Origin of the sequence: Serratia sp. ME47, from assembly GCF_903970925.1 — a bacterium.
In the GTDB taxonomy this organism is placed as follows: domain Bacteria; phylum Pseudomonadota; class Gammaproteobacteria; order Enterobacterales; family Enterobacteriaceae; genus Serratia; species Serratia ureilytica.
The window spans coordinates 1-23,964 of the sequence record NZ_CAJCKE010000023.1; the positions used below are offsets into that span (position 1 = coordinate 1).

The 23,964-nt window shown below is 61.1% G+C and carries 21 protein-coding genes and 1 pseudogene; 7 read left to right on the plus strand and 15 right to left on the minus strand.

Translation table 11 applies throughout. The features are described from left to right. Both moaE and H7A77_RS19370 read left to right on the plus strand, forming a co-directional pair. A pseudogene (moaE, locus tag H7A77_RS25650) lies at nucleotides 1-148 on the plus strand (molybdopterin synthase catalytic subunit MoaE); the annotation flags it as partial. A gap of 130 nt (nucleotides 149-278) precedes the next feature. After that, on the plus strand, nucleotides 279-989 hold the full coding sequence (locus H7A77_RS19370) for a Bax inhibitor-1/YccA family protein (RefSeq protein WP_004939761.1): 711 nt from the start codon (nucleotides 279-281) through the stop codon (nucleotides 987-989). Nucleotides 990-1,059: 70 nt separating this feature from the next. Here the strand turns inward: H7A77_RS19370 and H7A77_RS19375 are convergent, their stop codons facing one another. From H7A77_RS19375 to cecR, 5 genes are read right to left on the minus strand one after another with little or no spacing between them, the layout of a single operon-like run. After that, nucleotides 1,060-2,166 (minus strand): ABC transporter permease, encoded by a 1,107-nt coding sequence (locus tag H7A77_RS19375; RefSeq protein ID WP_047025671.1) that lies wholly within the window; start codon nucleotides 2,164-2,166, stop codon nucleotides 1,060-1,062. Between the two features lie 12 nt (nucleotides 2,167-2,178). Continuing rightward, entirely contained in the window at nucleotides 2,179-3,333 is a 1,155-nt protein-coding gene (locus H7A77_RS19380; protein ID WP_047025670.1) for an ABC transporter permease, read from the minus strand. After that, nucleotides 3,330-5,066: an ATP-binding cassette domain-containing protein gene (locus tag H7A77_RS19385; RefSeq protein WP_182074525.1), complete on the minus strand. Its 1,737-nt coding sequence runs from the start codon at nucleotides 5,064-5,066 to the stop codon at nucleotides 3,330-3,332. The genes H7A77_RS19380 and H7A77_RS19385 overlap by 4 nt, the downstream gene beginning before the upstream one ends. A gap of 8 nt (nucleotides 5,067-5,074) precedes the next feature. Further along, nucleotides 5,075-6,061, minus strand: a complete 987-nt coding sequence (gene hlyD, locus H7A77_RS19390; RefSeq protein ID WP_164057429.1) for a secretion protein HlyD — start codon at nucleotides 6,059-6,061, stop codon at nucleotides 5,075-5,077. Between the two features lie 18 nt (nucleotides 6,062-6,079). Beyond that, on the minus strand, nucleotides 6,080-6,778 hold the full coding sequence (gene cecR / locus H7A77_RS19395) for a transcriptional regulator CecR (protein ID WP_182074526.1): 699 nt from the start codon (nucleotides 6,776-6,778) through the stop codon (nucleotides 6,080-6,082). Between the two features lie 297 nt (nucleotides 6,779-7,075). On the opposite strand from cecR, the gene rhlE reads away from it, so the two are divergent. From rhlE to dusC, 3 genes are all read left to right on the plus strand, one after another. Further along, the gene (gene rhlE, locus H7A77_RS19400; protein WP_046686602.1) at nucleotides 7,076-8,455 is read left to right on the plus strand and encodes an ATP-dependent RNA helicase RhlE; all 1,380 of its coding nucleotides are present in this window, start codon (nucleotides 7,076-7,078) and stop codon (nucleotides 8,453-8,455) included. Nucleotides 8,456-8,568: 113 nt separating this feature from the next. After that, nucleotides 8,569-9,528, plus strand: coding sequence for a D-2-hydroxyacid dehydrogenase family protein (locus H7A77_RS19405; RefSeq protein WP_108680300.1), 960 nt, complete (start codon nucleotides 8,569-8,571; stop codon nucleotides 9,526-9,528). An 85-nt stretch (nucleotides 9,529-9,613) separates the two neighbouring features. Then, nucleotides 9,614-10,546, plus strand: a complete 933-nt coding sequence (gene dusC, locus H7A77_RS19410) for a tRNA dihydrouridine(16) synthase DusC (protein ID WP_182074527.1) — start codon at nucleotides 9,614-9,616, stop codon at nucleotides 10,544-10,546. Between the two features lie 41 nt (nucleotides 10,547-10,587). On the opposite strand, the gene H7A77_RS19415 is transcribed toward dusC, so the two are convergent. From H7A77_RS19415 to H7A77_RS19455, 9 genes are all read right to left on the minus strand, one after another. Further along, on the minus strand, nucleotides 10,588-10,854 hold the full coding sequence (locus H7A77_RS19415) for a hypothetical protein (protein ID WP_033642249.1): 267 nt from the start codon (nucleotides 10,852-10,854) through the stop codon (nucleotides 10,588-10,590). A 246-nt stretch (nucleotides 10,855-11,100) separates the two neighbouring features. After that, nucleotides 11,101-12,147 carry a ferric ABC transporter ATP-binding protein gene (fbpC, locus tag H7A77_RS19420; protein WP_147880381.1) on the minus strand — a complete coding sequence of 349 codons (1,047 nt, stop codon included), beginning with the start codon at nucleotides 12,145-12,147 and terminating at the stop codon, nucleotides 11,101-11,103. An 11-nt stretch (nucleotides 12,148-12,158) separates the two neighbouring features. Further along, complete coding sequence (locus H7A77_RS19425) at nucleotides 12,159-14,237, minus strand: iron ABC transporter permease (protein WP_182074528.1); 2,079 nt, start codon at nucleotides 14,235-14,237, stop codon at nucleotides 12,159-12,161. A gap of 67 nt (nucleotides 14,238-14,304) precedes the next feature. After that, nucleotides 14,305-15,336, minus strand: coding sequence for an ABC transporter substrate-binding protein (locus H7A77_RS19430; RefSeq protein WP_033652370.1), 1,032 nt, complete (start codon nucleotides 15,334-15,336; stop codon nucleotides 14,305-14,307). Next, nucleotides 15,333-16,661 carry an MFS transporter family glucose-6-phosphate receptor UhpC gene (gene uhpC / locus H7A77_RS19435; RefSeq protein ID WP_255352674.1) on the minus strand — a complete coding sequence of 443 codons (1,329 nt, stop codon included), beginning with the start codon at nucleotides 16,659-16,661 and terminating at the stop codon, nucleotides 15,333-15,335. Before uhpC ends, H7A77_RS19430 begins: the two co-directional genes overlap by 4 nt. A 60-nt stretch (nucleotides 16,662-16,721) precedes the next feature. Beyond that, on the minus strand, nucleotides 16,722-18,263 hold the full coding sequence (locus H7A77_RS19440; protein ID WP_182074529.1) for an MASE1 domain-containing protein: 1,542 nt from the start codon (nucleotides 18,261-18,263) through the stop codon (nucleotides 16,722-16,724). Beyond that, on the minus strand, nucleotides 18,263-18,892 hold the full coding sequence (locus tag H7A77_RS19445) for a response regulator transcription factor (protein WP_033642255.1): 630 nt from the start codon (nucleotides 18,890-18,892) through the stop codon (nucleotides 18,263-18,265). The genes H7A77_RS19440 and H7A77_RS19445 overlap by 1 nt, the downstream gene beginning before the upstream one ends. A gap of 123 nt (nucleotides 18,893-19,015) precedes the next feature. After that, nucleotides 19,016-19,780 carry an arylamine N-acetyltransferase gene (locus H7A77_RS19450; protein ID WP_182074530.1) on the minus strand — a complete coding sequence of 255 codons (765 nt, stop codon included), beginning with the start codon at nucleotides 19,778-19,780 and terminating at the stop codon, nucleotides 19,016-19,018. An 89-nt stretch (nucleotides 19,781-19,869) separates the two neighbouring features. Next, nucleotides 19,870-21,159 carry an oligosaccharide flippase family protein gene (locus H7A77_RS19455; RefSeq protein ID WP_147837728.1) on the minus strand — a complete coding sequence of 430 codons (1,290 nt, stop codon included), beginning with the start codon at nucleotides 21,157-21,159 and terminating at the stop codon, nucleotides 19,870-19,872. Nucleotides 21,160-21,314: 155 nt separating this feature from the next. Here H7A77_RS19455 and H7A77_RS19460 point away from each other — a divergent pair, with 155 nt between their 5' ends. Continuing rightward, nucleotides 21,315-22,166 (plus strand): ATP-grasp fold amidoligase family protein, encoded by an 852-nt coding sequence (locus H7A77_RS19460; protein ID WP_089191320.1) that lies wholly within the window; start codon nucleotides 21,315-21,317, stop codon nucleotides 22,164-22,166. Between the two features lie 3 nt (nucleotides 22,167-22,169). Here H7A77_RS19460 and H7A77_RS19465 read toward each other — a convergent pair whose 3' ends face one another. After that, nucleotides 22,170-23,066 carry a LysR substrate-binding domain-containing protein gene (locus H7A77_RS19465; RefSeq protein WP_182074531.1) on the minus strand — a complete coding sequence of 299 codons (897 nt, stop codon included), beginning with the start codon at nucleotides 23,064-23,066 and terminating at the stop codon, nucleotides 22,170-22,172. A 117-nt stretch (nucleotides 23,067-23,183) separates the two neighbouring features. Between H7A77_RS19465 and H7A77_RS19470 the strand changes: the two genes are divergently transcribed. Beyond that, nucleotides 23,184-23,963, plus strand: a complete 780-nt coding sequence (locus H7A77_RS19470; RefSeq protein ID WP_046686611.1) for a 2OG-Fe(II) oxygenase — start codon at nucleotides 23,184-23,186, stop codon at nucleotides 23,961-23,963. The last annotated feature ends 1 nt before the right edge of the window (nucleotide 23,964 follow it).

Here is a 23,964-nt window from a genome sequence, read left to right on the forward strand (position 1 = left end):
GTTCGCCGCCAGCGAGTTCATCATGGACTACCTGAAGACCCGCGCGCCGTTCTGGAAGCGCGAAGCGACCGGCCAGGGCGATCGTTGGGTGGACGCTCGCGACAGCGATCGCGAGGCCGCGCAGCGCTGGCATGACGCGGCTAAATAACGCCTCAACAGCGGAAACAAATCAAGACCTTTGCCGCTTTCGCGCGGCCTATTCTGTGGTACGCTTATAGCAGGCGAAGCCCCGTTTACGGGGCTTCGGAATCTTGTTTACAACGCAAAAGGTAACCGTCATGGACCGATATCCACGCTCTAATGGTTCAATCGTCGAACGTGCCAACAGCGGCATTCAGGCCTACATGGCGCAGGTTTACGGCTGGATGACCTGCGGTCTGCTGCTGACGGCGTTCGTTTCCTGGTATGCGGCCAATACGCCCGCGATCCTCAACTTCATCTTCTCCAGCCAGATCACCTTCTTCGGTCTGATCATCGCCCAGTTGGCGCTGGTGTTCGTGATTTCCGGCATGGTCAACCGCCTGAGCGGCGCGGTGGCCACCTCGCTGTTCATGCTGTACTCGGCGCTGACCGGGCTGACGCTGTCGAGCATCTTCATCGCGTACACCTACAGCTCGATCGCCAGCACTTTCGTAGTCACCGCCGGCATGTTCGGCGCGATGAGCCTGTACGGCTACACCACCAAGCGCGATCTGAGCGGCTTCGGCAGCATGTTGTTCATGGCGCTGATCGGCATCGTGCTGGCTTCGCTGGTGAACATCTGGCTGAAAAGCACCGCGCTGATGTGGGCGATTACCTACATCGGGGTGGTGGTGTTCGTCGGCCTGACCGCGTACGACACGCAGAAACTCAAGGCGATGGGCGAGCAGCTGAACGCCGATGATAAAGACGGCTTCCGCAAGTACGCCATCGTTGGCGCGCTGACGCTGTATCTCGACTTCATCAACCTGTTCCTGATGTTGCTGCGCATTTTCGGCAACCGCCGCTAAATCCGTCGTCTTTCATGCCTTAGGGTATTTGGCGATCAAAAAGCTCTGCATGTGACATGCAGAGCTTTTTTTATGCGATCTTGCGGCGGAACAGCGCGTAGGCGGCGCTGCCGGTGGTGGCGGTGATCACCAGCAGCGGCCACAGGCTGCGCCAGATAATGCTGAAGCTGGCGTCCTTCAGGTAGATCTGCTTGGTGATGTCGGTGAAGTGGCGTATCGGATTCACCCAGGTCAGATCCTGCAGCCACACCGGCATATTCTCCACCGGCGAGACATACCCCGAGAGCAGGATCGCCGGCATCATGAACACGAACACGCCGATAAACGCCTGCTGCTGAGTGGCGCACAGCGACGAGATCAGCAGGCCGAAACCGACCAGCGACAGCCCGTAGATCAACATGGTGGCGTAGAACAGCAGCAGCGATCCGGCGAACGGGATCTGATACAGGAATATGCCGATCAACAGCACGATGCTGGCCTGGAAGCTGGCGACGATCAGCGCCGGCACCGCCTTGCCGATAAAGATCTGCCAGGTGGTGAGCGGCGAGACCAGCAGCTGTTCCAGCGTGCCCTGTTCACGTTCGCGCGCCACCGACAGCGAGGTGACGATCAGCACGCCGATGGTGGTGATCATGGCGATCAGCGACGGCACCACGAACCATTTGTAGTCCAGATTCGGGTTATACCAGTTGCGCACCACCAGTTCGCTGTTGTTGGGTTTCGCGCGCTTGCCGAGCAGCTCGTTCTGATATTCCTGCACGATCTGCTGTACGTAGTTGGCGGCGATCTGCGCGCTGTTGGAGTTGCGCCCGTCGAGCAGCAGCTGCAGCGGCGCGGTGTTGCCGGTGGCGATATCGCGCGAGAACTGCGCCGGGAAGCGGATCAGCAGCAGCGCCCGCTGGTTGTCGATGGTGGTCTTTATCTCCTGCGGATTGCGCAGCAGCAGGACATGGGAGAAGGCTTTGGCCTTGGCGAAGCGTTGGGTCAGCTCTACCGAGGCCTGGCCGCTGTCCTCGCTGTAGACCGCGATGGTGGCGTTGGTGACTTCCAGCGTCGCGGCGAACGGGAACAGCAGCACCTGCAGGATCACTGGCATGATTAAAATGGCGCGGGTTTGCGGATCGCGCAGCAGCGCCTGCATTTCCTTGATGATGAGCGTCAACAGACGATGAAACATCGCTCTTTCTCCTCAATCCAGCCGGCGCTGGGTTTTCCAGGCCGTCAGGCCGATGAACACCACGGCGGAAGCGATCAGGAACAACAGATTGATTAGCAGCACGGTGCCGACGTTGCCCGCCAGGAACAGCGTTTGCAGCGTGCTGACGAAGTAGCGCGCCGGAATGATGTAGGTCACCGCGCGTACGATGGCCGGCATGCTGTCGATCTGGAAGATGAAGCCGGACAGCATGATCGACGGCAGGAAGGCGGCGTTCAGCGCCACCATCGCCGCGTTGAACTGGTTGCGGGTGAGGGTGGAGATCAGCAGGCCCATGCCGAGGGTGCTGGCGAGGAACAGGCTGCTGATCAGCAGCAGGATCGGCAGCGAACCGCGATAGGGCACGCCGAGCACCCAGACCGCCACCGCCATGCACAGCGCCATGGCGATCATGCCGAGGAAGTAATACGGGATCAGCTTGGAGAGCAGCAGCTCGCTGCGCGTCACCTGGGTGGAGAGCAGGGCTTCCATGGTGCCGCGCTCCCATTCGCGGGCGATCACCAGCGAGGTGAGAATGGCGCCGATCACCGTCATGATGATGGTGATGGCGCCGGGAATGATGTAGTGCCGGCTGATGGCCGCCGGATTGAACCAGTAGCGCATCTGCACGTCAATCAGCGGCTTGTCGTTGCTCCCCCGATCGGCGGCGCGCTGCTGCTGCCAAACTTGCCATACGCCCTGGGCATAGCCCTGCACGAAGTTGGCGGTGTTCGGCTCGCTGCCGTCGGTGATCACCTGGATGGGGGCGCTGTCGTGCGGGCGCGCCATGCGCTGGTCGAAATCCACCGGGATCACCACCAGGCCGCGGATTGTGCCGGCCTGCATCTGCTGGATCAGCTGCTGGCGGTTGTCGCTGATGGTCGGTTCGATATAGGGCGAACCGGCGAACGCCTGGGCCAGATCGCGCGCGTCTTCGCTCTGTTGCTCCATCAGAATGCCCAGATGCAGCTTGCTGGAGTCCAGGTTGATGCCGTAGCCGAAGATAAACAGCAGCATCAGCGGGATAACGAAGGCGATCAGGCCGCTGCTGGGATCGCGCAGTATTTGCCGCGTCTCCTTCAGGCACAGCGCGCGCAGTCGGCGCCAGGAGAAGCCGCCGTCGTCGATTGGGGCTCGGTTGTCGCTCACCGCGGTTCCTCCTCGTCGTAGCCCTGCACCAGTTCGATAAACGCCTGTTCCATCGAGGGGTTGGGGTTGTCGTCGCGCGCTACCTGTTGTTTGAGATCGTCCGGCGTGCCGGCGGCGATGATCTTGCCGCGATACACCAGGCCGATGCGGTCGCAGTATTCCGCCTCGTCCATAAAGTGGGTGGTCACCATCACCGTGACGCCCTTGTCGACCATGCCGTTGATGTGCAGCCAGAACTCGCGCCGCGTCAGCGGATCGACGCCGGAGGTCGGTTCGTCGAGGAACAGAATATCCGGTTCATGCATCAGCGCGCAGGCCAGCGCCAGGCGTTGCTTGAAGCCGAGCGGCAGGGCATCCGGCGTCTGATCGAGGATCGGCGCGAAGTTGAAGGCGCGGGACATCTCGTCGATTTTGTCGCGCTGCGCCTTGCCGCTCAGGCCGTAGACCCCGGAGAAGAACTTCAGGTTCTGCGCCACCGTCAGGTTGCCGTACAGCGAGAATTTTTGCGCCATGTAGCCGAGGCGTTGGCGCGCCTTGCCGGAACTGGTCTTCAGATCCATCCCCAGCACCAGCGCCTTGCCGCCGGACGGCACCAGCAGGCCGCACATCATTTTGAAGGTGGTGGACTTGCCGGCGCCGTTCGGGCCGAGCAGGCCGAAGATTTCGCCGCGCCGTACCTGAAAATCGACGTGATCGGTGGCGGCGAAATCGCCGAATTTCTTGGTCAGCTGCACCGCTTCGATCACCGTTTCACCGCTTTCTCCGTCAACGGTCGGCATGATCTCCGCCAGCGCCGAGCGATGGTTGGGGCCGCCGCCGAGCAGATCGATAAACGCATCCTCGAAGCGCGGATCCGCTTCGTCCAGTTCGGCGTCCGGCAGATCCAGCGTCTGCAGCAGCTGCCGATGATCTTCGCCTTCTTTCAGGATCAGGCGCAGGTACTTGCCCTGGATCACGCCGTCGGTGACAGCCGGCAGGCAGATCGCCCGCTGCAGCAACGATCGATGGCTGCCGGGCGGCGCGGCGATCAATACCGTGCGTCCGGCCATGCGCTGGGTCAGATCCTGCGGCGCGCCGCTGAACAGCAGCTCGCCCTCGTTGAGCAGCAGCACTTCGCGACACTGCTCGGCCTCGTCGAGATAAGAGGTGCTCCACAGGATCAACATGCCGTCATTGGCCAGCTCGTGCACCATGCGCCACAGCTCGCGGCGCGAGATCGGATCGACGCCGACGCCCGGTTCGTCCAGCAGCAGCACCTGGGGTTCGCCCACCAGCGTGCAGGCCAGTCCCAGTTTTTGCTTCATGCCGCCGGACAGCTTGCCCGCCAGACGCCCGGTGAAGCGGGTCAGATCGGTGAATTTCAGCAGCCGTTCGAAGGTCTGGCGGCGAAGATCGCCGGTGACGCCGCGCAGATCGGCGTACAGCGTCAGGTTCTCCATCACCGTCAGATCCTCATACAGCCCGAATTTCTGCGGCATGTAGCCGAGGATCGCATGCAGTTGGCGATCCTGGCCGATCGGATCCAGCCCGGCGACCCGCAGTTTGCCGCTGCTTGGCTTCAGCAGCCCGGCCAGCATGCGCAGCAGGGTGGTTTTGCCGGCGCCGTCCGGGCCGACCAGCCCGATGACCGCGCCGCTGTGCAGGGTGGTGGTCAGGCTGGCGACCGCCGGTTTCTCAAGCGACGGGAAGCGCTTTTCCAGCCCTTCCAACTCGATGGTGTGCGCCTGTTCCATGGCCGGCCTCAGGGTTTGGCGAAGCGCAGGGTGACCGGCATGCCCTGACGCAGCGCATCGTCGGCGTCGGTGACGATCACCCGCAGGCGATACACCAGATCGGTGCGCAGATCCGGCGTTTCAACGCTTTTCGGCGTGAATTCCGCGGTCGGCGAGACGAAACCGATCTTGCCGTGGTAAGGCTTGTCGGGGCGGCCGTCGGTGTAGATCTCCAGCTCGGTGCCGGGTACCGCCTGGTTCAGGCTGGTTTCGTTGACGTAGGCGCGCACCCACACCGGCCGGGTCAACGACAGGGTGAACACCGTGCCGCCGGCGCCGAGCATGGTGCCCGGCTCTACCGCACGGGTCAGCACCGTGCCGGCGGAAGGGGAGAGCAGCGTGGCGTCTTGCAGGTTTAATTGCGCCTGCGCCAACGCCGCTTCGCTTTGCGCCACCTCGGCCTTGGCCTGTTCAATTTCTTGCGGGCGGTTGCCGCTGCGATATTGCGACAGTTTGTCTTTCGCCGCTTGCAGGTTGGCCTGCGCCTGGTTGCGGGCGGTGCGCGCATCCTCCAGCGCGTCGGCGGAGGTGGCGTTTTTCGCCCACAGCCCTTGCTGGCGCTTCAGGAAACTGTCGGCGTAGGCGAAAGCGGACTGGCGCTGCGCCATTTCTGACTGCACCTGGGCTATCTCTTCGCTGCGATAGCCGGCCTGCAGCAGCGACAGTTTGGCGCGCGCGCTGCCGACGTTGGCTTCGGCCTGTTGCAGCGCGTTGCGGTAGGGAGCATCGTCCAGTTTGCCGAGCAGCTGGCCCGGCTGAACGGTATCGCCTTCATCCACCGTCAGCGACGCCAGGCGGCCGTCGACGCGAAAGCCGAGGTTGACCGTGCGGATATCGACGTTGCCGTACAGCGTCAGCGGCCGCTCCTGCTGCTGTTGGTAATGCCATACCCCGTAAGCGACGGCCGCGATCAGCAGAATCAACAACACGATCAAGGCACTGCGTTTTTTGTTCATAACACTCCCTGCCTGAATTTACGCGCCGTGACGTTGGCGCAGCCCAATAACTAAAATCTCGATATGCTCGCTCAGCACCGCCGCGATTTGCGCCGCTTCGCCTTCACCAATCTCTTGCCAGCCGGCCTGACGGCGGATGGTCTCCCGCGCTACGCGGAACGACAGCACCTCGCCGATCAGCGCATGGGTATGCAACACGAGGCGGGCGGCGCGTTCGTCGATGCCGGTGGCGGCCGACAGCAGGCGGCACAGCCGTTCGTGCATCGGCGCGATCACCTGGCGGTGGATCAGCGGGTAGGCGTCGGTTGGGGCAAGCTGTTCGCGCGACATGATTTTGCTCAGATTCAACGTGTGCGGCTGGGTCATCAGCTCGCTGAAGGCCAGCAGGCCACGCTGCAGCAAACGCAGCGCCGCGTCGGGCGATCGCTGTGCGGCAGGCTGCTGCCCAAAGCGATCGACCTCTTCGGCCAGCGGGGCGAACGCCTGCTGGATGAAATCGGCGAGCGACTGCACCACGGCCAGATACAGCCCCTCTTTGGAGCTGAAGTAGTAGGTGATGGCGGCGATATTCTGGCCGGCGCGCTGGGCGATATCGCGGGTGGTGGCGCCCTGCAGGCCATATTCACCGAACAGGTCGGTCGCCGCGGCGAGCAGTTGCCGACGCGTTTGCTCGCCGCGCGCCCGGCCGGCGGCCTGATGAGGGACGGAAGCTGGCATAGGTCACGCTCAAAGTTAATCAATCATATGATTAACTTTATGCCAGATTGTTTAAAACGCAACCGCTAACCACAATGAGTTATGTGACCGACTTCAGATAATGCTGAATTTACGGCAGATTGTGCTCTCTGCACGTAAAAGTGCTTTTTATTGCGCGACTTCTGTTACAATCGCCGCCTGGTGCACTGCAGTTTGTGCCAATCCCTCGTGGTCATGCTTAATGCCCCGTCTGATCATCCTCCCAGGAAACTGCACCGAACACTGTTAGGTTAGGGGGGATCTGGAGTTTTTCTCTTTATGTCATTTGAAACCCTCGGCTTAAGTGCTGAAATTGTGCGCGCTGTTGAAGAACAGGGCTATCGCGAACCGACGCCAATTCAGCGTCAGGCTATCCCTGTCGTGCTGGAAGGTCGTGACCTGATGGCCAGCGCCCAGACCGGCACCGGTAAAACCGCCGGTTTTACCCTGCCGCTGTTGCAGCTGCTGAGCAAGCATGACCATCCGGTCAAAGGCCGTCGCCCGGTGCGCGCGCTGATCCTGACGCCAACCCGTGAGCTGGCGGCGCAGATCGGCGAAAACGTCGATGCCTACAGCAAACACCTGCGCCTGCGTTCGCTGGTGGTGTTTGGCGGCGTGAGCATCAACCCGCAGATGATGAAGCTGCGCGGCGGCGTCGATATCCTGGTGGCGACGCCGGGTCGTCTGCTGGATCTGGAACATCAGAACGCGGTTGACCTGTCCAAAATCGAAATTCTGGTGCTGGATGAAGCGGACCGCATGTTGGACATGGGCTTTATCCACGACATCCGCCGCGTGCTGGCCAAGCTGCCGGCCAAGCGCCAGAACCTGCTGTTCTCCGCCACCTTCTCCGACGACATCAAGGCGCTGGCCAACAAACTGCTGCATAACCCGGCCTCGGTGGAAGTGGCTCGCCGCAATACCGCGTCCGAGCAGATCGAGCAGAGCGTGCACTTCGTCGACAAGAAGCGTAAGCGGGAACTGCTGTCGCAAATGATCGGCGAAGGCGACTGGAAACAGGTGCTGGTCTTTACCCGCACCAAGCACGGTGCCAACCACCTGGCGGAACAGCTGAACAAAGACGGCATCACCGCTGCGGCGATCCACGGCAACAAGAGCCAGGGCGCCCGTACCCGTGCGCTGGCCGATTTTAAAGACGGCCGCATCCGCGTGCTGGTGGCGACCGACATTGCGGCGCGCGGTCTGGATATCGACCAGTTGCCGCACGTGGTGAACTACGAGCTGCCTAACGTGCCGGAAGACTACGTGCACCGCATCGGCCGCACCGGCCGCGCGGAGCGTACCGGCGAAGCCATCTCGCTGGTGTGCGTGGATGAACACAAGCTGCTGCGCGACATCGAGCGTCTGCTGAAGCGTGAAATTCCGCGCATTGCGCTGCCGGGCTACGAGCCGGATCCGACCATCAAGGCTGAGCCGATCATCAACGGCCGCCAGGGTGGCGGACGCGGCGCGCCGCGCGGCAACGGCGGTGGCCAGCGTTCCGGTAACGGCGGCGGTCAGCGCAGCGGTAACGCCAACGGCGGCCAGCGTGAAAACCGTGGCAACGGTAACGGCAACGCTCGCCCGCAGGGTGACGGCCAGCGCCGTTCCGGCGCGCCGGCCTCGCGTCGCCCGCGCAGTCGCAAACCGGCCGAATAAGCCCGATTGCGCAAAAGCAAGCCGCCTGTATGGGCGGCTTTTTTTTTGCCTGGCGGAACGGCATTTTCGTACTAGGCTGGACGGTGGCTACCCCTACATTCCAGGAGACGGAGATGAAATTGAAGTGCGCAATTCTCGATGATTACCAGCAGGTGGCGCTCAACATGGCGGACTGGTCGGCGCTGGCCGATCGGGTGGAGGTGTCCGCCATCAGCGCGCACTTTACCGATGAGGCGGAGCTGGCGGTGCATCTGCAGGAATGCGACATTCTGGTCATCATGCGCGAGCGCACGCCGATAACCGCCTCGCTGCTGGCGCGGTTGCCGCAGCTGAAGCTGCTGATCACCTCCGGCATGCGCAATGCCGCTATCGATTTGGCCGCCGCCGCCGAGCGCGGCGTGGTGGTGTGCGGCACCCGCAGCGGGTCGGCGGCGCCGATGGAGTTGACCTGGGCGCTGCTGCTCGGGCTGGCTAAGCATATCGTGCCGGAAAGCGCCGGGCTGCGGAACAACGGCCCGTGGCAGCTGGGCTTGGGCGTCACGCTGCAGGGGAAGACGCTGGGGCTGCTGGGGCTGGGCAAGATCGGCGGCCAAATGGCCAGGGTGGCACAGGCGTTCGGCATGCGGGTGCTGGCCTGGAGCCAGAACCTGACGGCGGAACGGGCAGCGCAGGAGGGCGCCCTGCTGGCGCCGTCCAAACGGGCGCTGTTCGAGCAGAGCGATTTTGTCTCCATTCACCTGGTGCTGAGCGATCGCAGCCGCGGGCTGGTAGGGCGGGACGAATTGACGGCGATGAAACCCACCGCTTACCTGATCAACACCTCGCGCGCGGGGATCGTCGATCGGGCGGCGCTGGTGGACGTGCTGCAACAGCGGAAGATTGCCGGCGCCGGGCTGGACGTGTTCGAGACGGAGCCGCTGCCGGCCGACGATGTGTTTCGTCAACTGCCCAACGTGCTGGCGACGCCGCATGTGGGTTACGTGGCGGACGACAACTACCGCGCCTACTTCACCGAGGCGGTCGAGGACATTGCGGCGTTTCTCGCCGGTCAACCGATCCGTCGGCTGGGCTGATGGCGTTTTTTAATGCCCGCAGAGGCTTGTCTGGCGCGGGCATTCACCCGTATCATTGCGGGTCTTTTTTTAGCTGGGATTGGTCATGCGCGTATTATTGGCTCCGATGGAGGGCGTTCTCGACTCTTTGGTGCGTGAGTTACTCACCGAAGTGAACGACTACGATCTGTGCATCACCGAATTTTTGCGCGTGGTCGATCAGCTGCTGCCGGCCAAGTCGTTCTATCGGCTGTGCCCGGAGCTGCGTCACGCCAGCCGCACGCCGTCGGGCACGCTGGTGCGGGTACAGCTGCTGGGGCAGTGCCCGCAGTGGCTGGCGGAGAACGCCGTGCGCGCGGTGGAATTGGGCTCTTACGGCGTCGATCTCAACTGCGGCTGCCCGTCCAAGCTGGTGAACGGTAGCGGCGGCGGGGCGACGCTGCTCAAAGATCCGGAATTGATCTACCAGGGGGCCAAAGCGATGCGCGCGGCGGTGCCGGCCCATCTGCCGGTCACGGTGAAGGTGCGCCTGGGCTGGGACTCTTCCAATCGCAGCTTTGAAATCGCCGATGCGGTGCAGCAGGCGGGCGCCAGCGAACTGACGGTGCACGGTCGCACCAAAGAGGACGGCTATAAGGCGGATCGCATCAACTGGGCGGCGATCGGCGAGATCCGTCAGCGGCTGAGCATCCCGGTTGTCGCCAACGGCGAGATCTGGGATTACCAGAGCGCGCAGGATTGCCTGCAGACGACCGGCTGCGACGCCATCATGCTGGGGCGCGGCGCGCTCAACGTGCCGAACCTGAGCCGGGTGGTGAAATATAACGAACCGCGCATGCCCTGGCCGCAGGTGGTTGAGCTGCTGCAAAAATACGTCCATCTGGAAAAGCAGGGCGACACCGGCCTGTATCACGTGGCGCGCATTAAACAGTGGCTGGGTTATTTGCGTAAAGAATATGATGAAGCAACTGAACTGTTCAGCGAAATACGCGCGCTGACGACGTCCGGAGATATTGCGCGCGTCATCTGCCGCAGCTGAAAATAAACCCGCGCGTGGCGGGTTTATTTAAATCGGCATTATCAGGCGGCTTTATCAAGACGGTTTAATTCTATCTCGATATCCTGAATGGTTTTTTCCAGTCCTTCCAGACAGGCGCCCTGTTTATTCAATAGGTCGTTAATGGCTTCGGCGAATGCCTTATTTTTGCATTCCCCCTGATCGAAGGCCAGCCAGTGTGCGGAGAGCGTCTCGATATTCGACTGCGCGTAGTGGCGCATTTCCTTCAGCTGGGAAGCGACATTGCGTAAATTATCCAGCTGCGCCTGTGCATTTGCATTGTTGCTCATGAATTTCTCCTTGAGTTGGCCGTTAAATAATTTCGACTGCGGGAACAAGCTTACCCTATTTAAATAAAAATATCACCCTGAGTGGTCTGGGTGGTTATTTTTGAGTGGGTGTGGCTATATTTATTGTTCGGCTGAACAAGGACTTGGGTGGAATTGTAAAAATAGATAAATACGGTGTTTTTGGCGATTATTTTCGGCCATCCCGCTCGGGATGGCCGTTATTCTACCCCTTAAGCGTGAGGCCGACTATGCCGCGTCCGCCAGCATAAACATGCCGTAGGGGTGAATTTCCAGATAATACTGCTCGCCGACGTTCGGTTGCAGGCGGGTGGCGTTAACCTGCAGCAAAATCTGTTGCCCGTGCCACGCCACCGTCACCTCATACTGCGGCCCCATGTAGGCGACATGCTGGATCTCGCAGCGCTGGCTTTCATCGCCATGCTCGCTCAGCGTGATCGCTTCCGGCCGCACGCCCACCGTGCCGGCGCCCTGGGCGGCAAAATGCGCCAGGCGCGGCAAGCGATAGCCGCTGATATCGACATGATCGGCGCTGAAGCTGGCCGGGAACAGGTTGGCGTCCCCCATAAAGCTCGCCATAAAGCGCGAGGCGGGCTGCCGATAGAGATCCTGCGGCGAGCCCATCTGCATGATATGCCCCTTGTTCATCACCAGTACGGTGTCGGAGACTGCAAAAGCCTCGCTCTGATCGTGGGTGACGTACAGCGACGTGATATCAAACTGCTTTTGCAGCTCGCGGATCTTTTCGCGCATGCTGCGGCGCAGGTTGGCGTCGAGGTTGCTCAACGGCTCGTCGAACAGCAGCACTTTCGGCTTGAGGATCAGCGCGCGCGCCAGCGCCACGCGCTGCTGTTGGCCGCCGGAGATCTGATCGACATAGCGATCGTCGAACCCCGCCAAGTCCACCATCGCCAGCGCTTCCTGCACGCGCGCTTTCACTTCGGCGCGCGGAATGCCGAGCATCTTCAGGCCATAGCCGACGTTCTCCCCCAGCGACATGTGCGGGAACAGGGCATAAGACTGGAATACCATGCAGATGTCACGCTGCTGGATGGAACGATGGGTGACGTCTTCACCATCAATGAATATCTGCCCGTCGCTCGGTTTTTCCAGCCCGGCGACCAGGCGCAAAATGGTGGTCTTGCCGCAGCCGGAAGGGCCGAGCAGCGTCACCATTTGCCCCCGTGGGATGGTGAGCGTGATGTTATCGATTACCGTGTTGCTGCCGAACCGTTTGGAGACGTTACGCAATTCAACGAAATTTTTCTGGCTCATCATGGGCTCCATTACGCCTGGTTTTTGGCTTTTGAACGGGAGATGCGTGCCTCGCCGATCAGCCAGTCAAAGAGGAAAATAATCGCCAGCATCACCACGATCAGAATTGAACCGTAGGCGATCGCCACGCCGTATTCGCCGTCTTCCACGCGGTTGAGGATGTAGGCGGTGGCCACGCGGGTATCGGGGGTGACCAGGAAGACGATGGCGCTGACGGTGGTGATGGCGCGCACGAAGCTGTAGATCAGCGCCGACAGGATAGCCGGGCGCAGCAGCGGCAGCAGGATGTGCGTGATGGTGCGCAGCGAGCCGGCGCGCAGGCTGAGCGAGGCTTCGTCCAGCGATTTGTCTATCTGGCCCAGCCCGGCGATCCCGGCGCGAATGCCCACCGGCACGTTGCGCATCACCATCGAAATAATCACGATGGCGGCCGTCCCGGTGAGGTACACCGGCGCGCCGTTAAAGGCGAGAATGTAAGAGACGCCGGCCACGGTACCCGGCACCGCAAAGCACAGCATGGTGGTGAACTCGATGGTCTTTTTGCCCTTGAACTGCTGGCGCACCACGATCCAGGCGATCAGCAGGCCGAACGCGGCGGTGATCGGCGCGGCGATCCCGGCGTACAGCAGCGTGTCGAGCAGCGAAGGCCACGCGCCGTCGCTCATGCCCTGGCCGAACAGTTTGATGAAGTTATCCAGCGTCAGCGTGTAATCCACTCCCCAGTTGACAGTGAAGCTGCCGTAGAAAATGCTGCCGTATAGCAGGGCGTTAAAGGCTACCCACACCGCCAGCAGCGCGATCACGCCCCACACCAGCGTGACCGGCAGCGGCTGCACGTCGCCGCGATACGATTTGCCGGACACGGTGACGTAGGAACGTTTGCCGATCCACATATACTGGATGCAGAACACCAGCAGTGAGAACAGCAGCAGGAAGGCGCCGAGGGTGCTGGCGGCCTGATAATCGAGCTGCGAACCGGTGATGTAAAAATAGATTTGCGTCGCCAGCACGTCGAAGTTGCCGCCGAGCACCAGCGGGTTGCTGAAATCAGCCAGCGATTGCACCACCACGATCAAAAACGCGTTGGCCAGCGCCGGTTTCAGCAGCGGCACGAACACGCCGTTAAAGGTTTGCCAGCGGCTGGCGCGCAGGGTGTAGGAGGCCTCTTCCAGCGAAGGATGAATGGTCTTGATCGCGCCGTCGAGGATCATGAACGCCATCGGGGTGAACGCCAGCACCTGCGCCAGCCAGATGCCGGTAAAGCCGTACAGCCAGTTGGTGTTGGTCAAACCGAACCAGGCCACCATCCACTCGGTGACGTAGCCGGAGCGCCCCATCATCAGCGTGACGCCCAGCCCGACGACGAACGGCGGCGTGACGATGGGCAAGATGCAGAAGATGCGGCCGATAATGGCGCTGCGCCTGGCGATGCGGGTAGTGTAAATCGCCAGCACCAGGCCGAAAAAGGTGCAGCCGGCGCCCACCGCGATCGACAGGGCGATGGAGTTGAGGATCACCTGAATGATATGCGCCTGCGACAGCACGTTCATAAAGGCCAGCGGCGCGAACGCGCCCGTCTGGTCGGTGAACATCGGAATGAAAATCGCGATGCTCGGCCAGACGATGAAGACGCCGATCAGCGCCACGATGGTGACCAGCGCGCCGATAACGAAACGGTCGCCGCCCAGCCAGTCGAGGCGGGTCAGCGCCAGCGTCATGATGGCGCCCAGCGCGGTCAACTGCACCAGGGTGGCGTAGCCTAAACCGCGTCCCGCCACTGTGGCGCTGACAACGATAAAGGCCATGCACAGCAGCGCCCAGCCGGCATCGAACGCGTGGCGGCGCCGCTGCTCACGGCCCGCCGCAGCGTAAGGGCGCAACAGCAGCAGGCTTGGCAGCAGGCACCAAAGCCAGCTGATATTGCGGTGTGACCAGCCGTAGGCCGCGAGGATCTCTTCGCCGGTGGACTCCAGCAGGCCGTAATCCAGGCTCCAGCTCGGCAGCAGGGCGAACGCCAGCCAGCCAAGCAAAACCCAAAGGGATATCGCATCTCGTTTTTTCACGAGATGGAGTGCATGTGTATGTGACATAAGTTTCCCGGATGTTCAGGCCGGGCAAGCCGTGAGGCTTACCCGGCAACAGGCGCAGAATGTGGGCTTATTTACCCATCTTGACTTCGCTGACCCATTTATTGATCAGCGCCTTGCGGACGTCGGTCGAACCGTACTTGTCCATGTCGTAGTTGATCAGCTTCAGGTCGTCGAGCTTCAGCGAGTTCGGCGAGGTATCGGCGGTGGTGTTGGTCAGGATCTGATAGGACTTGCCTTGCTTCCACGCCAGCTCCTGCGCCTCTTTCGACAGCACCCAATCCACGAACAGCTTGGCGTTGTCGAGGTTGCGCGCGCCTTTGAGGATGCTGACGCCGCCGATTTCGTAGCCGGTGCCTTCACACGGCGAGATCAGCTCAAGCGGCGCGCCCTGTTCCTTTTCGAGCGAGTAATCATGCAGGAAACCGATGCCGATCGCCGTTTCGCCGCGGGCGGCGTTGCGCGCCGGGGCAATGCCGGACTTGGTGTACTGCGAGACGTTGGCGTTCAGCTGTTTGAGGTAAGCGAACGCCTGATCGTCTCCCCACAGCTGGGCAAAGGTCGCCAGCGCGGTGTAGGCGGTGCCGGAGCTTTGCGGATCGGCGATTTGAATTTCGCCTTTGTATTCCGGCTTGGTCAGGTCTTTCCAGCACTTGGGCACCGGCAGGTTTTTCTCTTTCAGGCGCTGGGTATTGACGCCAAAGCCGAGAATGCCGACGTAGACCGCCGAGGAGTAGTTGCCTTTCAGCTTGGCCGGATCGCGGAATTGCGTCATGACCTGGTCGAGATTCGGCGATTTGTACGGCTGCAGCAGCCCCATTTCACCGGCCTGGGATTGCGGATCGAGCGTACCGCCGTACCAGACGTCCGCCTGCGGGTTCTTCTTCTCGGCGTCCACTTTCGCCAGCGTACTGCCGGATCCGTTGCGGATGAACGCGGTTTTCACGTCATATTTCTCGCCGAAGGCTTTGGTTTCCGCTTCGCACATTTCATTGGTGGCGCTGCAGTAGACCACCAGGCGGCCCTTGGCGTGCGCGGCGCTGCTCAGGGTCGCCAGCGCGATGCCGGACGCTATCAGGGTAGTGACCCACGTTTTTTTCATTGTTTTATCCTTCTCTCGGTAGAGGTGGTAACGCTCGCCATCAGCAGCGGCATCAGCAATAAACCCATAAGAACAGCGGCGATCGACAGCAAACTGAACATGCCTGACCAGCCGTAGCCTTCGATGACCCGCGACAGCGGCCAGCCCGCCAGCGCCGCCCCCAGATAGGCGAACAGGCCGAGAAAGCCGGTGATGGAGCCCGCGGCGCCTTTGTGCCCGCATTCCACGGCGGCGAGGCCAATCAGCATCTGTGGGCCGAAGACAAAAAAGCCCACCGTAAAGAAACAGCCCGCCAGCAGCGCGTAGTGATGCACCGGCGCCAGCCACAGCGCGGCGACGGAAACCATCAGCCCGAGCGTGAACAGCAGAATCATCGGCGCGCGCTGCCCGCCGAACAGCACATCCGAGCCCCAGCCGGCGAACAGCGCGCCGAGCAGGCCGCCTATCTCGAACAACATCACCGTCGCATTGGCGCTGAGCAGGTTGACGCCGTGGCTTTCCGTCAGCCACAGGTTGCCCCAGTCGTTCAACGCAATGCGGATCAGGTAGACCAGCACGTAAGAGACGCCGAGCAACCAGATCATCGGGTTCTTCAGCATCGTGGTGCGCAACATTCGCCACAGCCCCATCGGCGGGCTTTGCTGTTCCTGGCGCAGCTCCAGCGGATCGTGGCGCCACTGGCCGACCGACGGCAGGCCTTCTTCCTGCGGCGTGCCTGTCAGCTGCCGCGTGAGCCAGATGCCCAGCACCATGCTGACGGCCCCCGGGATCAACATCGCCGCCTGCCAGCCCCAGCGCTGGGCGGCGAAGGCGCTGATCAGCGGCACAATCGCGCCGCCGAGGTTGATCGACATATTCCAGCAGCCCCACCAGAAGCCGCGCTCGTTGCGCGAATACCAGTGGGTCAGCAGCCGCGCGCAGGGCGGCCAGCCCCAGCCCTGAAAGAAGCCGTTCAGCGCCCAGACCGCCAGCAGCAGCGTCAGCGATTCGCCGAAGGCGAACGCCACGTTCAGCAAACCGGTGGCGAACAGGCCGATCCCCATAAACCCGCGCTGCCCATGGCCGTCGTGCCACAACCCGGCAGCGAATTTCGACAGGCCGTAGCTCAGATAAAACAGCGAGCCGAGCAGGCCGATGTCTCCTTTATCCAGCCCCAAATCCGTTTGCAGCGCCGGCAGCACGTAATTCACGCTTTTGCGCGTCAGGTAAAAGGCGGCGTACCCGATGACCATGTACAGCAGCAGCCGCGGGCGCAGCGCGCGGTAACGATGATCGATTTCAGATGCTGAGCGTGCTTGCATAGCCGCCTCCCTGGTGCTGACTATAAGAAGGTGAAAAGGAAAGGGGATGAGATAAAGTCCGGAGTGGCTAAGACTTTTTCCTAGTTAGTCGGCGGTTTGTTGCAAATTTGTGGGCAGGTTAACAATTACCCGGGTGCCGCGCTGCGTTTCCAGCGTCAGTTCGCCGCCGAGCGCGCTGACCCGTTCGCGCATTCCCTGAATGCCGAAGCCCGGCGCGTTGCCCGCATGGATGCCGACGCCGTTGTCCCGTACCTCGAGGTGCAACATGGCGCCTTGCTGATACAAAACGATGGCGACTTCGCTGGCCTCGGCGTGTTTGCACACGTTGTTGAGCAGCTCTTGCAGCAGCCGGTAGAGGGTGAAGCGCACCGTCTCGCCGGCGGGCGTGTCGGTCAGGCGGTAGTCGAAACGGCAACGGATGCCCCGTTCGCTAAAGGCGAATTCGCTCAGCAGGTGGTGAAGCGCGTCTTTGAACGCCAGCTCGTCCAGCGCGGGCGGGCGAAGTTGGCGCAGCAGCTGGCGCGTGGAGTGATGAATGCGCCGGGCGAGATCGCCTATCTGGTTCGCGGCGGCCTGGGTTTGCGCCGGATCGCGCGCCCGCTTGACCAGCTGCGACTGAATTTGAATGGCGGTGATGTTCTGGCCGATTTCATCGTGCAGCTCGCGCGCCAGGTTCTTTCGCGTGTCTTCTTCGGTGTGGATCAGTTTTTCGGTTAATGCCCGCCGCGCCGCCAACTCTTCTTCCAGGCGTCGGCGATAGTGGTGCAGGTTTTGCGCCAGGTGCTGCTGACGGCTGATGGCGATGCCCAGACCGATGCCGAGCAGCGCCTGGGTCGCCAGAAAGATTTCCAGCTCGACCAGATTGCCGAACCCCACGCCGACCTGCCGCGCGATGGTGATCATCATGCTGCCGAGCAGGCCGGACAGCACGCCACCCTGCCAACCGAACTTCCACGCCATCACCACGTTCGGCAAAAACACCACGATCAGCAGCAGGCGCTCGATTTCCGGCGACAGCACCATCTGCGTACCGATGCCGATAACGAAAAACAGGCTGCACCAGATGATTAAGGACGCGCGCAGCGGCGGGTTGGCGGTGTCCAGCCCCAGCAGATGGTAGCGGTGCTGCTGGCGCAGAAATTCAAAGATCAGGTAGACGAACGGGGTCAACAAAACACCGCCGGTAAACGACGCCAGACCGAGCAGCATCGCCGGGCTCTGCGCGAAAGGTGACAGCAGGGCGGTATTGAGCAGCGAGGCGGCGGTCACTGCGGCCAGCAGCAGCGTCAGCCGTTGCCAGTAGAGCGGAAAACGGCGCCAGACCCGTTGCGCGAGAAGAGCCGGGATCAGGGTGATGAACGGGGCGGCCAGCAGGCCGTAGCCGCTCAGCAGGCGTTCGCCGTGCAGCCAGAACAGCAGCAGCACCGGCGGCGCTATCAGGGCGGGCCAATAGCGCCGCCCCAGCAAGATCAGCAGCGCGAGATAGACGCCGTGGGGCAGAAACAGCGCCGCCTGATTGCCGTTGTGGGTCAGATAGAAACCGAGCGTCCACAGCATCAGCCAGCCGCTGCCCCAGGCCAACAGGATAAACAGCGAGATAACCCAGCGCCGTGAGCGGAGTGACATCAATGCCCCGCCAGCAGCTGATGATCGAGGGCGAAATGCACCAGCTCGATGGTGCTGTTGCACTGCAGCTTGCCCAGGACGTTGGCGCGATGTACGTGTACCGTTTTATGGCTGAGATCGAGCTTGAAAGCGATCTCCTTTACGCTGTCGCCTTTGACCAGCAGCTCGAAGATTTCGCGCTCGCGCGGGGTCAGCACTTCCAGCGCCGTGGCCGGCTGCTCGCCGCCGCGCAGCGCCCGCAGCGCGTCGGCGCACAGGTAATGGCCGCCCATATCGACGGAGCGCACCGCCTGCACCAGCTCTTCCGGCCCGCAGCGTTTGGTCAGATAACCGCTGGCGCCGGCATCCAGCGCGCTCTGCACGAAGGTGGGGGAGTCATAAATGCTGAGTATGATCGCGCGAAACTGCGGCTTCTGCGCCCGCAGGCGTTTCAACAGGCTCAGGCCGTTTTCATCCGGCATGGCGATGTCCATCACCGCGACGCTGACGTCGTCGCGCAGCAGCGCCGGCCAGGCCGCCGCCGCGCTGCTGTATTGCCCCGCCACGTCGATGTCTGCTTCGAGGCTGAGCAATTGCGCAAACCCGGAGCGCACCACCACATGGTCATCGACCAGTATCACACGGATCATTTTTCGCACTCTGTTGCCGAATCATGATCCTATGATGCCTGCCGCCGCGATGCTGGCAATCAGCCAAGCGCGGTTATGCAATCGATGTAACAGAATCGTAATAAAAGGGCGCCGCCCGCGCCGTCAACGATCCACATCGATGGCGAAATGCCGCCACAGCGCGGCTCGCCGTTCCTCTTCCGAATGCAGCGTCGTTTCGTGGCGTTGGTGATCTTCGGTCACGATCAGCTTCATGTCGCTGAGGGTCACTCGGCCCAGTTCGGTCGGCTGTGAACACACCAGACGCTGGGTGAAGTGCGACTGCGGCGAGGTGCTGTGGAAGTGGCACATCTCGTCGAATTCATGCGGTTCGCGCGGCTGAACGGTAAAGCGATACAGGGTTTTGGCATGCGAGCGCTGGTCGCCGTTGCGGCGTTCCAGCAGGTAATATTCGCCTTCCCGCTCCAGGTGGAAGGTGCCGCTGGCCTGCGGTTGCGGCTCGGCAACGACGATTTTGAGCGGCGTCAGGAAGGAATCGCCGAAACCGACGTCCACCAGCCAGGCCTGGCCCGCCAGATCCACCCGCAGCGCCAGATGGTCGTAGGGCGGGCCGAAATGGCCGTCGCGCGCGCGGATCTCGCCGGAGATAAAGCTCACCCTGAAACCGATCTCCCGCAGCAGCAGGGCGAACAGCGTATTCAGCTCATAACAGAAACCGCCGCGGTTACGCTCGACCACTTTGTTGAACAGCGCTTCGGGCGCCAGCTGAATACCCTGATGATAAATAATGCTCAGGTTCTCGAACGGCACGCTCAGCATGTGGCGATGGTGCAGCTGTTGCAACGTGGGGAGATCGGGGCGGGCGACGCCGGTAAAGCCGATATGCTGCAGGTAGCGTTGGGTGTCCACAGGGTGTCTCGCATGAGAAAAAGTAGGCTTAAAATAGCGGGCTTTGTGGCGTTTGTGAGCGCATTACGTGCTGCGCCTCGGCAGCCGGATTACTTTCCCGACGGGCGTCTTAGGTAAAGCGCCGGGTTCAGTGAGCGCAGATGCATTTTCAGTACGGTACCCCGTTGAAAGAGATAGTTGAGTACGGTCAATGACAGCAGTTCGGTCAGCAAGGTGCTGTAAGCGGCGCCCATCATGCCGTATTGCCGAATCAGGCCGTATGACAGGGGAATGTTAATGATAAACACCAACAACATTTTGCGGGAAAGGAAGCCGTAACCGGAAAACAGCACGATGTATTTATAGGCCACGGTCCCCAGGGCGGAGAGCAGGGTGGCGACGGCCAACACCCCCATGGCGGCATAGGCCGCCAGGTATTGCTCGCCGTACAACAGTGCGATGACCGGTTTGCCCAGCCAAACGATCCCGGCGACGATGGCTAAGGCGATAGCCAGCACCAACCCATTCAGTTTGGCCGCGGCGCGCATCGCGTCTTCGCGCCGATAGGCGAATATTTTCGCGAAGAACGAGGTGATGACGGCATCGGTAACGAACATCCAGGCGGTCGCCAGGGTAATGGCGACCGAGTAAATGCCCAGCACCGCGGCGGAAACGAACCACATCAAAAACAGCTGCGCCAGCCGGGTATAGATGGCGATGGAAACATTGGATACCGCCAACGGCAGGCCGCTGGCGAGCAGATAGCGCACATATTTGCGCCGAATACGGTCGGGGGCCGAAAAGCCCGGATGGCGGCGATGATAAAGATGATGACGGATCAGATAGGGGATGAGGTACACCATCACGATAGGGATGGCCAGAAAGTACAGGTGCAGATCAAAAAACACGATCAGCCAGCGAGCCAACAATGCGCTGGCTAAGCCGGCCACGTTGGCCAGGGTATTGAAACGCGATTCCAGCCGGGCGTCATGGTAAATGGCGAAGACGTCTTTGAGTGAAAAAAACGAGGCCAGGAATGTGGCGGCGCAAAAGTAAAAGGTCGTGAAGTCTTCCCGCAGCCCGGTATAAAGCAAGATGATCGCAGAAAAGGCCAGGAAACAGGCTTGCCTCAGCCGGTTGGTGGAGAACATCAGCGCTGCGCCGGAGCGCGGATTACGGCTAATGCGTTTGAAGAGGATGGTGTCCGACCCCAGCAGCGCCAACGTTTGGGTAATGGCGAAAATCGCCGTGGCAAAGGTAATCTTTCCGAAGCTTTCCGGCCCAATATATTTGGCCATGTAGGCGGTGATGAATATAACGCCGAGGATTGATACCGTCTTTTCCGCTATCATCCAGGAAGCGTTTCTTATTATGCTGAAGTCTATGATCTTTAGTTTCACTGACGCTTCCCTGAATACCTTATGATATAGGATTATTCCGTTTTTTATCCTTTAATAATCACCAAGGCTTTTTTTATATTTTACAATTGAAGTCAATTGCATTTAAACTTTAGCTGGGTCTTTTGTTATGTTGGATTAATGGATGAATCAACGGAATGAGAAAATTCGTAAAATACCTCTATAAGGTTTCGCCTGACTTTATTTATTATCAGCTGTCGCATTATTTTGCTCACGGAAGCTTTGTCAACTTTTTGAATCCTAAAAGTTTTTCCGAAAGGATTTACCACAGAATGCGCTACCCGCGCGAAGAGTTCAGCCTGTTGGCGGACAAGGTGGCGGTGAGGGATTATATATCCAGTCGCGTTTCGGAAAAATACCTAACGCCGGTCATCATGACAACGGAGAACTTCACTGAGCAAGACTATTTGTCGTTGCCTCAATCTTTTGTTATCAAAACAAATAATGCCTCGCAGCAAGTTAAGATTGTCAGAGATAAAGCGCGAGTGAGTTATGATGAGATTGCAAGCACTCTCAAGAAATGGTCAAAAATAACGTATTGGAAGCGCTTTCGTGAGAAGCACTATGCGAAGATCCCACTGCAAATTGTGGTTGAAAACCTGTTGGACATCGAACGCGACGGTGAATTGATCGACTATAAAGTGCATGTTTTTAACGGCAGCCAGCCTTATCTGTTCGTGGAGTTGCTGCGGGGCGGCCCGGAGCCGACGTCGCTGGAGTTTTTGGACCGCCATGCGCATCACTGCTTTTTTACCCAGAAAGATATTCCCCAGATCAACACGTTGCACGCGAAGCCTGACTTTTGGGATGAGATGATTGAGGTCGCCCAAGCCGTTGCCGCCGATCTGGACTACTGCCGGGTCGATTTCTACCTGACGCAAGACAGGCTCTATATCGGCGAGCTGACGCTCACCCCCGGTGCAGGCAATGAAGTGTACCAACCGCGCGCCACCAACCTGCTGCTGGGCGAGCTGATGGCCAAAACCTGAACGCTATGCCGAGCGTTGAGCCAGCTCCCGCAGCCAGCCCAAAAACGCCGCGGCGCCGGGTTTTTCCAGCGTGCGCGGCGGGTAAACCACGTAGTAGGGCTTGCTAAGCGGCAGCGCCGGTTCGGCCAGGGTGACCAGCCGGCCCTCCGCCAGTTCACGGGCGATCAGCCGCCGCTGGCCGAGCAGCACCCCGCGTCCTTGCACGGCGGCGTCGATGGCCAGCGAAGTCAGGTTATAGGTCAGCCCGCGGCGCGGCGGCGGCGAACGGTCGGCGGCGGTGAACCATTCGTGCCAGCCCGGCAGAAACTGGCTCTCCTTGCCCCAATCGACGTGGAGCAGCGGCAGCTGCGTCCAGTCGCCGCGATCGCGCAGCGCCGGGCTGCATACCGGCTGCACCCGATCCTGAAACAGCTGCACCTTTTCCAGCAGCGGGTAATCCTGATCGCCGAAGCACAGCGCGAAATCCGCCGCCGAATGGGCGAAATCGACCGCCGCATGGGTCGCGTGCAGCCGCAGATCGCCGTCGGGGCACTGCGCCAGCCAGTCGCCCAGCGCTGGATTCAGCCATTTAGAGGCCAGCGCCGGCAGGGCGAACACCGTCAGCGCCTGTTTGCCGCGCTGGCGTTCGACGTGTTGCTGCGCCACGCGCAGCGTTTCAAACGCCTCCTGCACGTAGGCCAGGTAGTCCGCGCCCTGTTCGGTCAGCGTGACGCCGCTTTTAGCGCGAATGAACAGCGTGATGCCCAGATGTTGTTCGAGCTGGCGGATCTGTTGGCTGACGGCGGCGGCGGTCAGCGCCAGCGCATCCGCCGCACGGGCCAGGCTGCCGGTGCGAGCGGCGGTTTCGAACGCCAGAATGGCGCTCAGCTTGGGCAAGCGCACACGGGACGGTGAGTGCATGAGCAGGGCTTATCGCTAAGAATTCGTTAGCTTATCCATAACGTATTTTTGTTATGGCGGCAATGCGGCATTCGCTACAGTGGGAGGCATCCGGCTTTCGCACAAGAGGGGAACGTCATGCCGCAACTTGCCGATATTATCGATCTGTCCGCCCACCCCATCGACGACGCCGCGTTCCGCGTCCGCTGCCGGCAAACGCTGGCGCGCGCCGGCGCGCTGGTGCTGCCGGGATTTCTGCGCGAAGCCGCGCTGGCGACGGTGCGGCTGGAAGGCGCCGAACAGCACCATGCGGCGTTTTACGCCACCAGCAAACACAACGTGTATCTACGGCCGCAGGACGACGCGCTGCCGGCCGACCATGCGCGCAACCGGCTGGTGGTGTCGTCCAAGGGCTGCATTACTGACGAGGATATTCCGCCGCAGTCGCCGCTGCGCGCGTTGTACGACGCTCCGGCGTTTCGCGCGTTCCTCTGTGCGGTGCTGGATGAGGCGCAGCTGTATCCCTACGCCGATCGGCTGTCGTCGATCAACCTGCATTACGCCCACACCGGTCAGGAGCTGGGCTGGCATTTTGACAACTCCTCGTTCGCCATCACGCTCCTGATCCAGAAACCGCAGGCGGGCGGGCGCTTCGAATACGTGGAGAACCTGCGCGACGCCGATCGCGGCGAGATGAACTATGCCGGGGTCACGCAGGTGCTGGACGGCGAGCGGGCGGTCAAACAGCTGGCGATGGAGGAGGGGGATTTGGTGCTGTTTCGCGGGCGCAACGCCATGCACCGGGTGACGCCGACCGAAGGCGACACCACGCGCATGCTGGTGGTGCTGGCCTACAATGCGCAGCCGGACGTGATGCTGTCGGAAAGCGCCAGAATGACGTTCTACGGGCGGTTATAGC

Coding starts and splice junctions, on each gene's coding strand:
- H7A77_RS19370 (WP_004939761.1), top strand. CDS start 279: ATGGACCGATATCCACGCTCTAATGGTTCAATCGTCGAACGTGCCAAC.
- H7A77_RS19375 (WP_047025671.1), bottom strand. CDS start 2,166: ATGTTTCATCGTCTGTTGACGCTCATCATCAAGGAAATGCAGGCGCTG.
- H7A77_RS19385 (WP_182074525.1), bottom strand. CDS start 5,066: ATGGAACAGGCGCACACCATCGAGTTGGAAGGGCTGGAAAAGCGCTTC.
- hlyD (WP_164057429.1), bottom strand. CDS start 6,061: ATGAACAAAAAACGCAGTGCCTTGATCGTGTTGTTGATTCTGCTGATC.
- cecR (WP_182074526.1), bottom strand. CDS start 6,778: ATGCCAGCTTCCGTCCCTCATCAGGCCGCCGGCCGGGCGCGCGGCGAG.
- rhlE (WP_046686602.1), top strand. CDS start 7,076: ATGTCATTTGAAACCCTCGGCTTAAGTGCTGAAATTGTGCGCGCTGTT.
- H7A77_RS19405 (WP_108680300.1), top strand. CDS start 8,569: ATGAAATTGAAGTGCGCAATTCTCGATGATTACCAGCAGGTGGCGCTC.
- dusC (WP_182074527.1), top strand. CDS start 9,614: ATGCGCGTATTATTGGCTCCGATGGAGGGCGTTCTCGACTCTTTGGTG.
- H7A77_RS19415 (WP_033642249.1), bottom strand. CDS start 10,854: ATGAGCAACAATGCAAATGCACAGGCGCAGCTGGATAATTTACGCAAT.
- fbpC (WP_147880381.1), bottom strand. CDS start 12,147: ATGAGCCAGAAAAATTTCGTTGAATTGCGTAACGTCTCCAAACGGTTC.
- H7A77_RS19425 (WP_182074528.1), bottom strand. CDS start 14,237: ATGTCACATACACATGCACTCCATCTCGTGAAAAAACGAGATGCGATA.
- H7A77_RS19430 (WP_033652370.1), bottom strand. CDS start 15,336: ATGAAAAAAACGTGGGTCACTACCCTGATAGCGTCCGGCATCGCGCTG.
- H7A77_RS19440 (WP_182074529.1), bottom strand. CDS start 18,263: ATGTCACTCCGCTCACGGCGCTGGGTTATCTCGCTGTTTATCCTGTTG.
- H7A77_RS19445 (WP_033642255.1), bottom strand. CDS start 18,892: ATGATCCGTGTGATACTGGTCGATGACCATGTGGTGGTGCGCTCCGGG.
- H7A77_RS19460 (WP_089191320.1), top strand. CDS start 21,315: ATGAGAAAATTCGTAAAATACCTCTATAAGGTTTCGCCTGACTTTATT.
- H7A77_RS19465 (WP_182074531.1), bottom strand. CDS start 23,066: ATGCACTCACCGTCCCGTGTGCGCTTGCCCAAGCTGAGCGCCATTCTG.
- H7A77_RS19470 (WP_046686611.1), top strand. CDS start 23,184: ATGCCGCAACTTGCCGATATTATCGATCTGTCCGCCCACCCCATCGAC.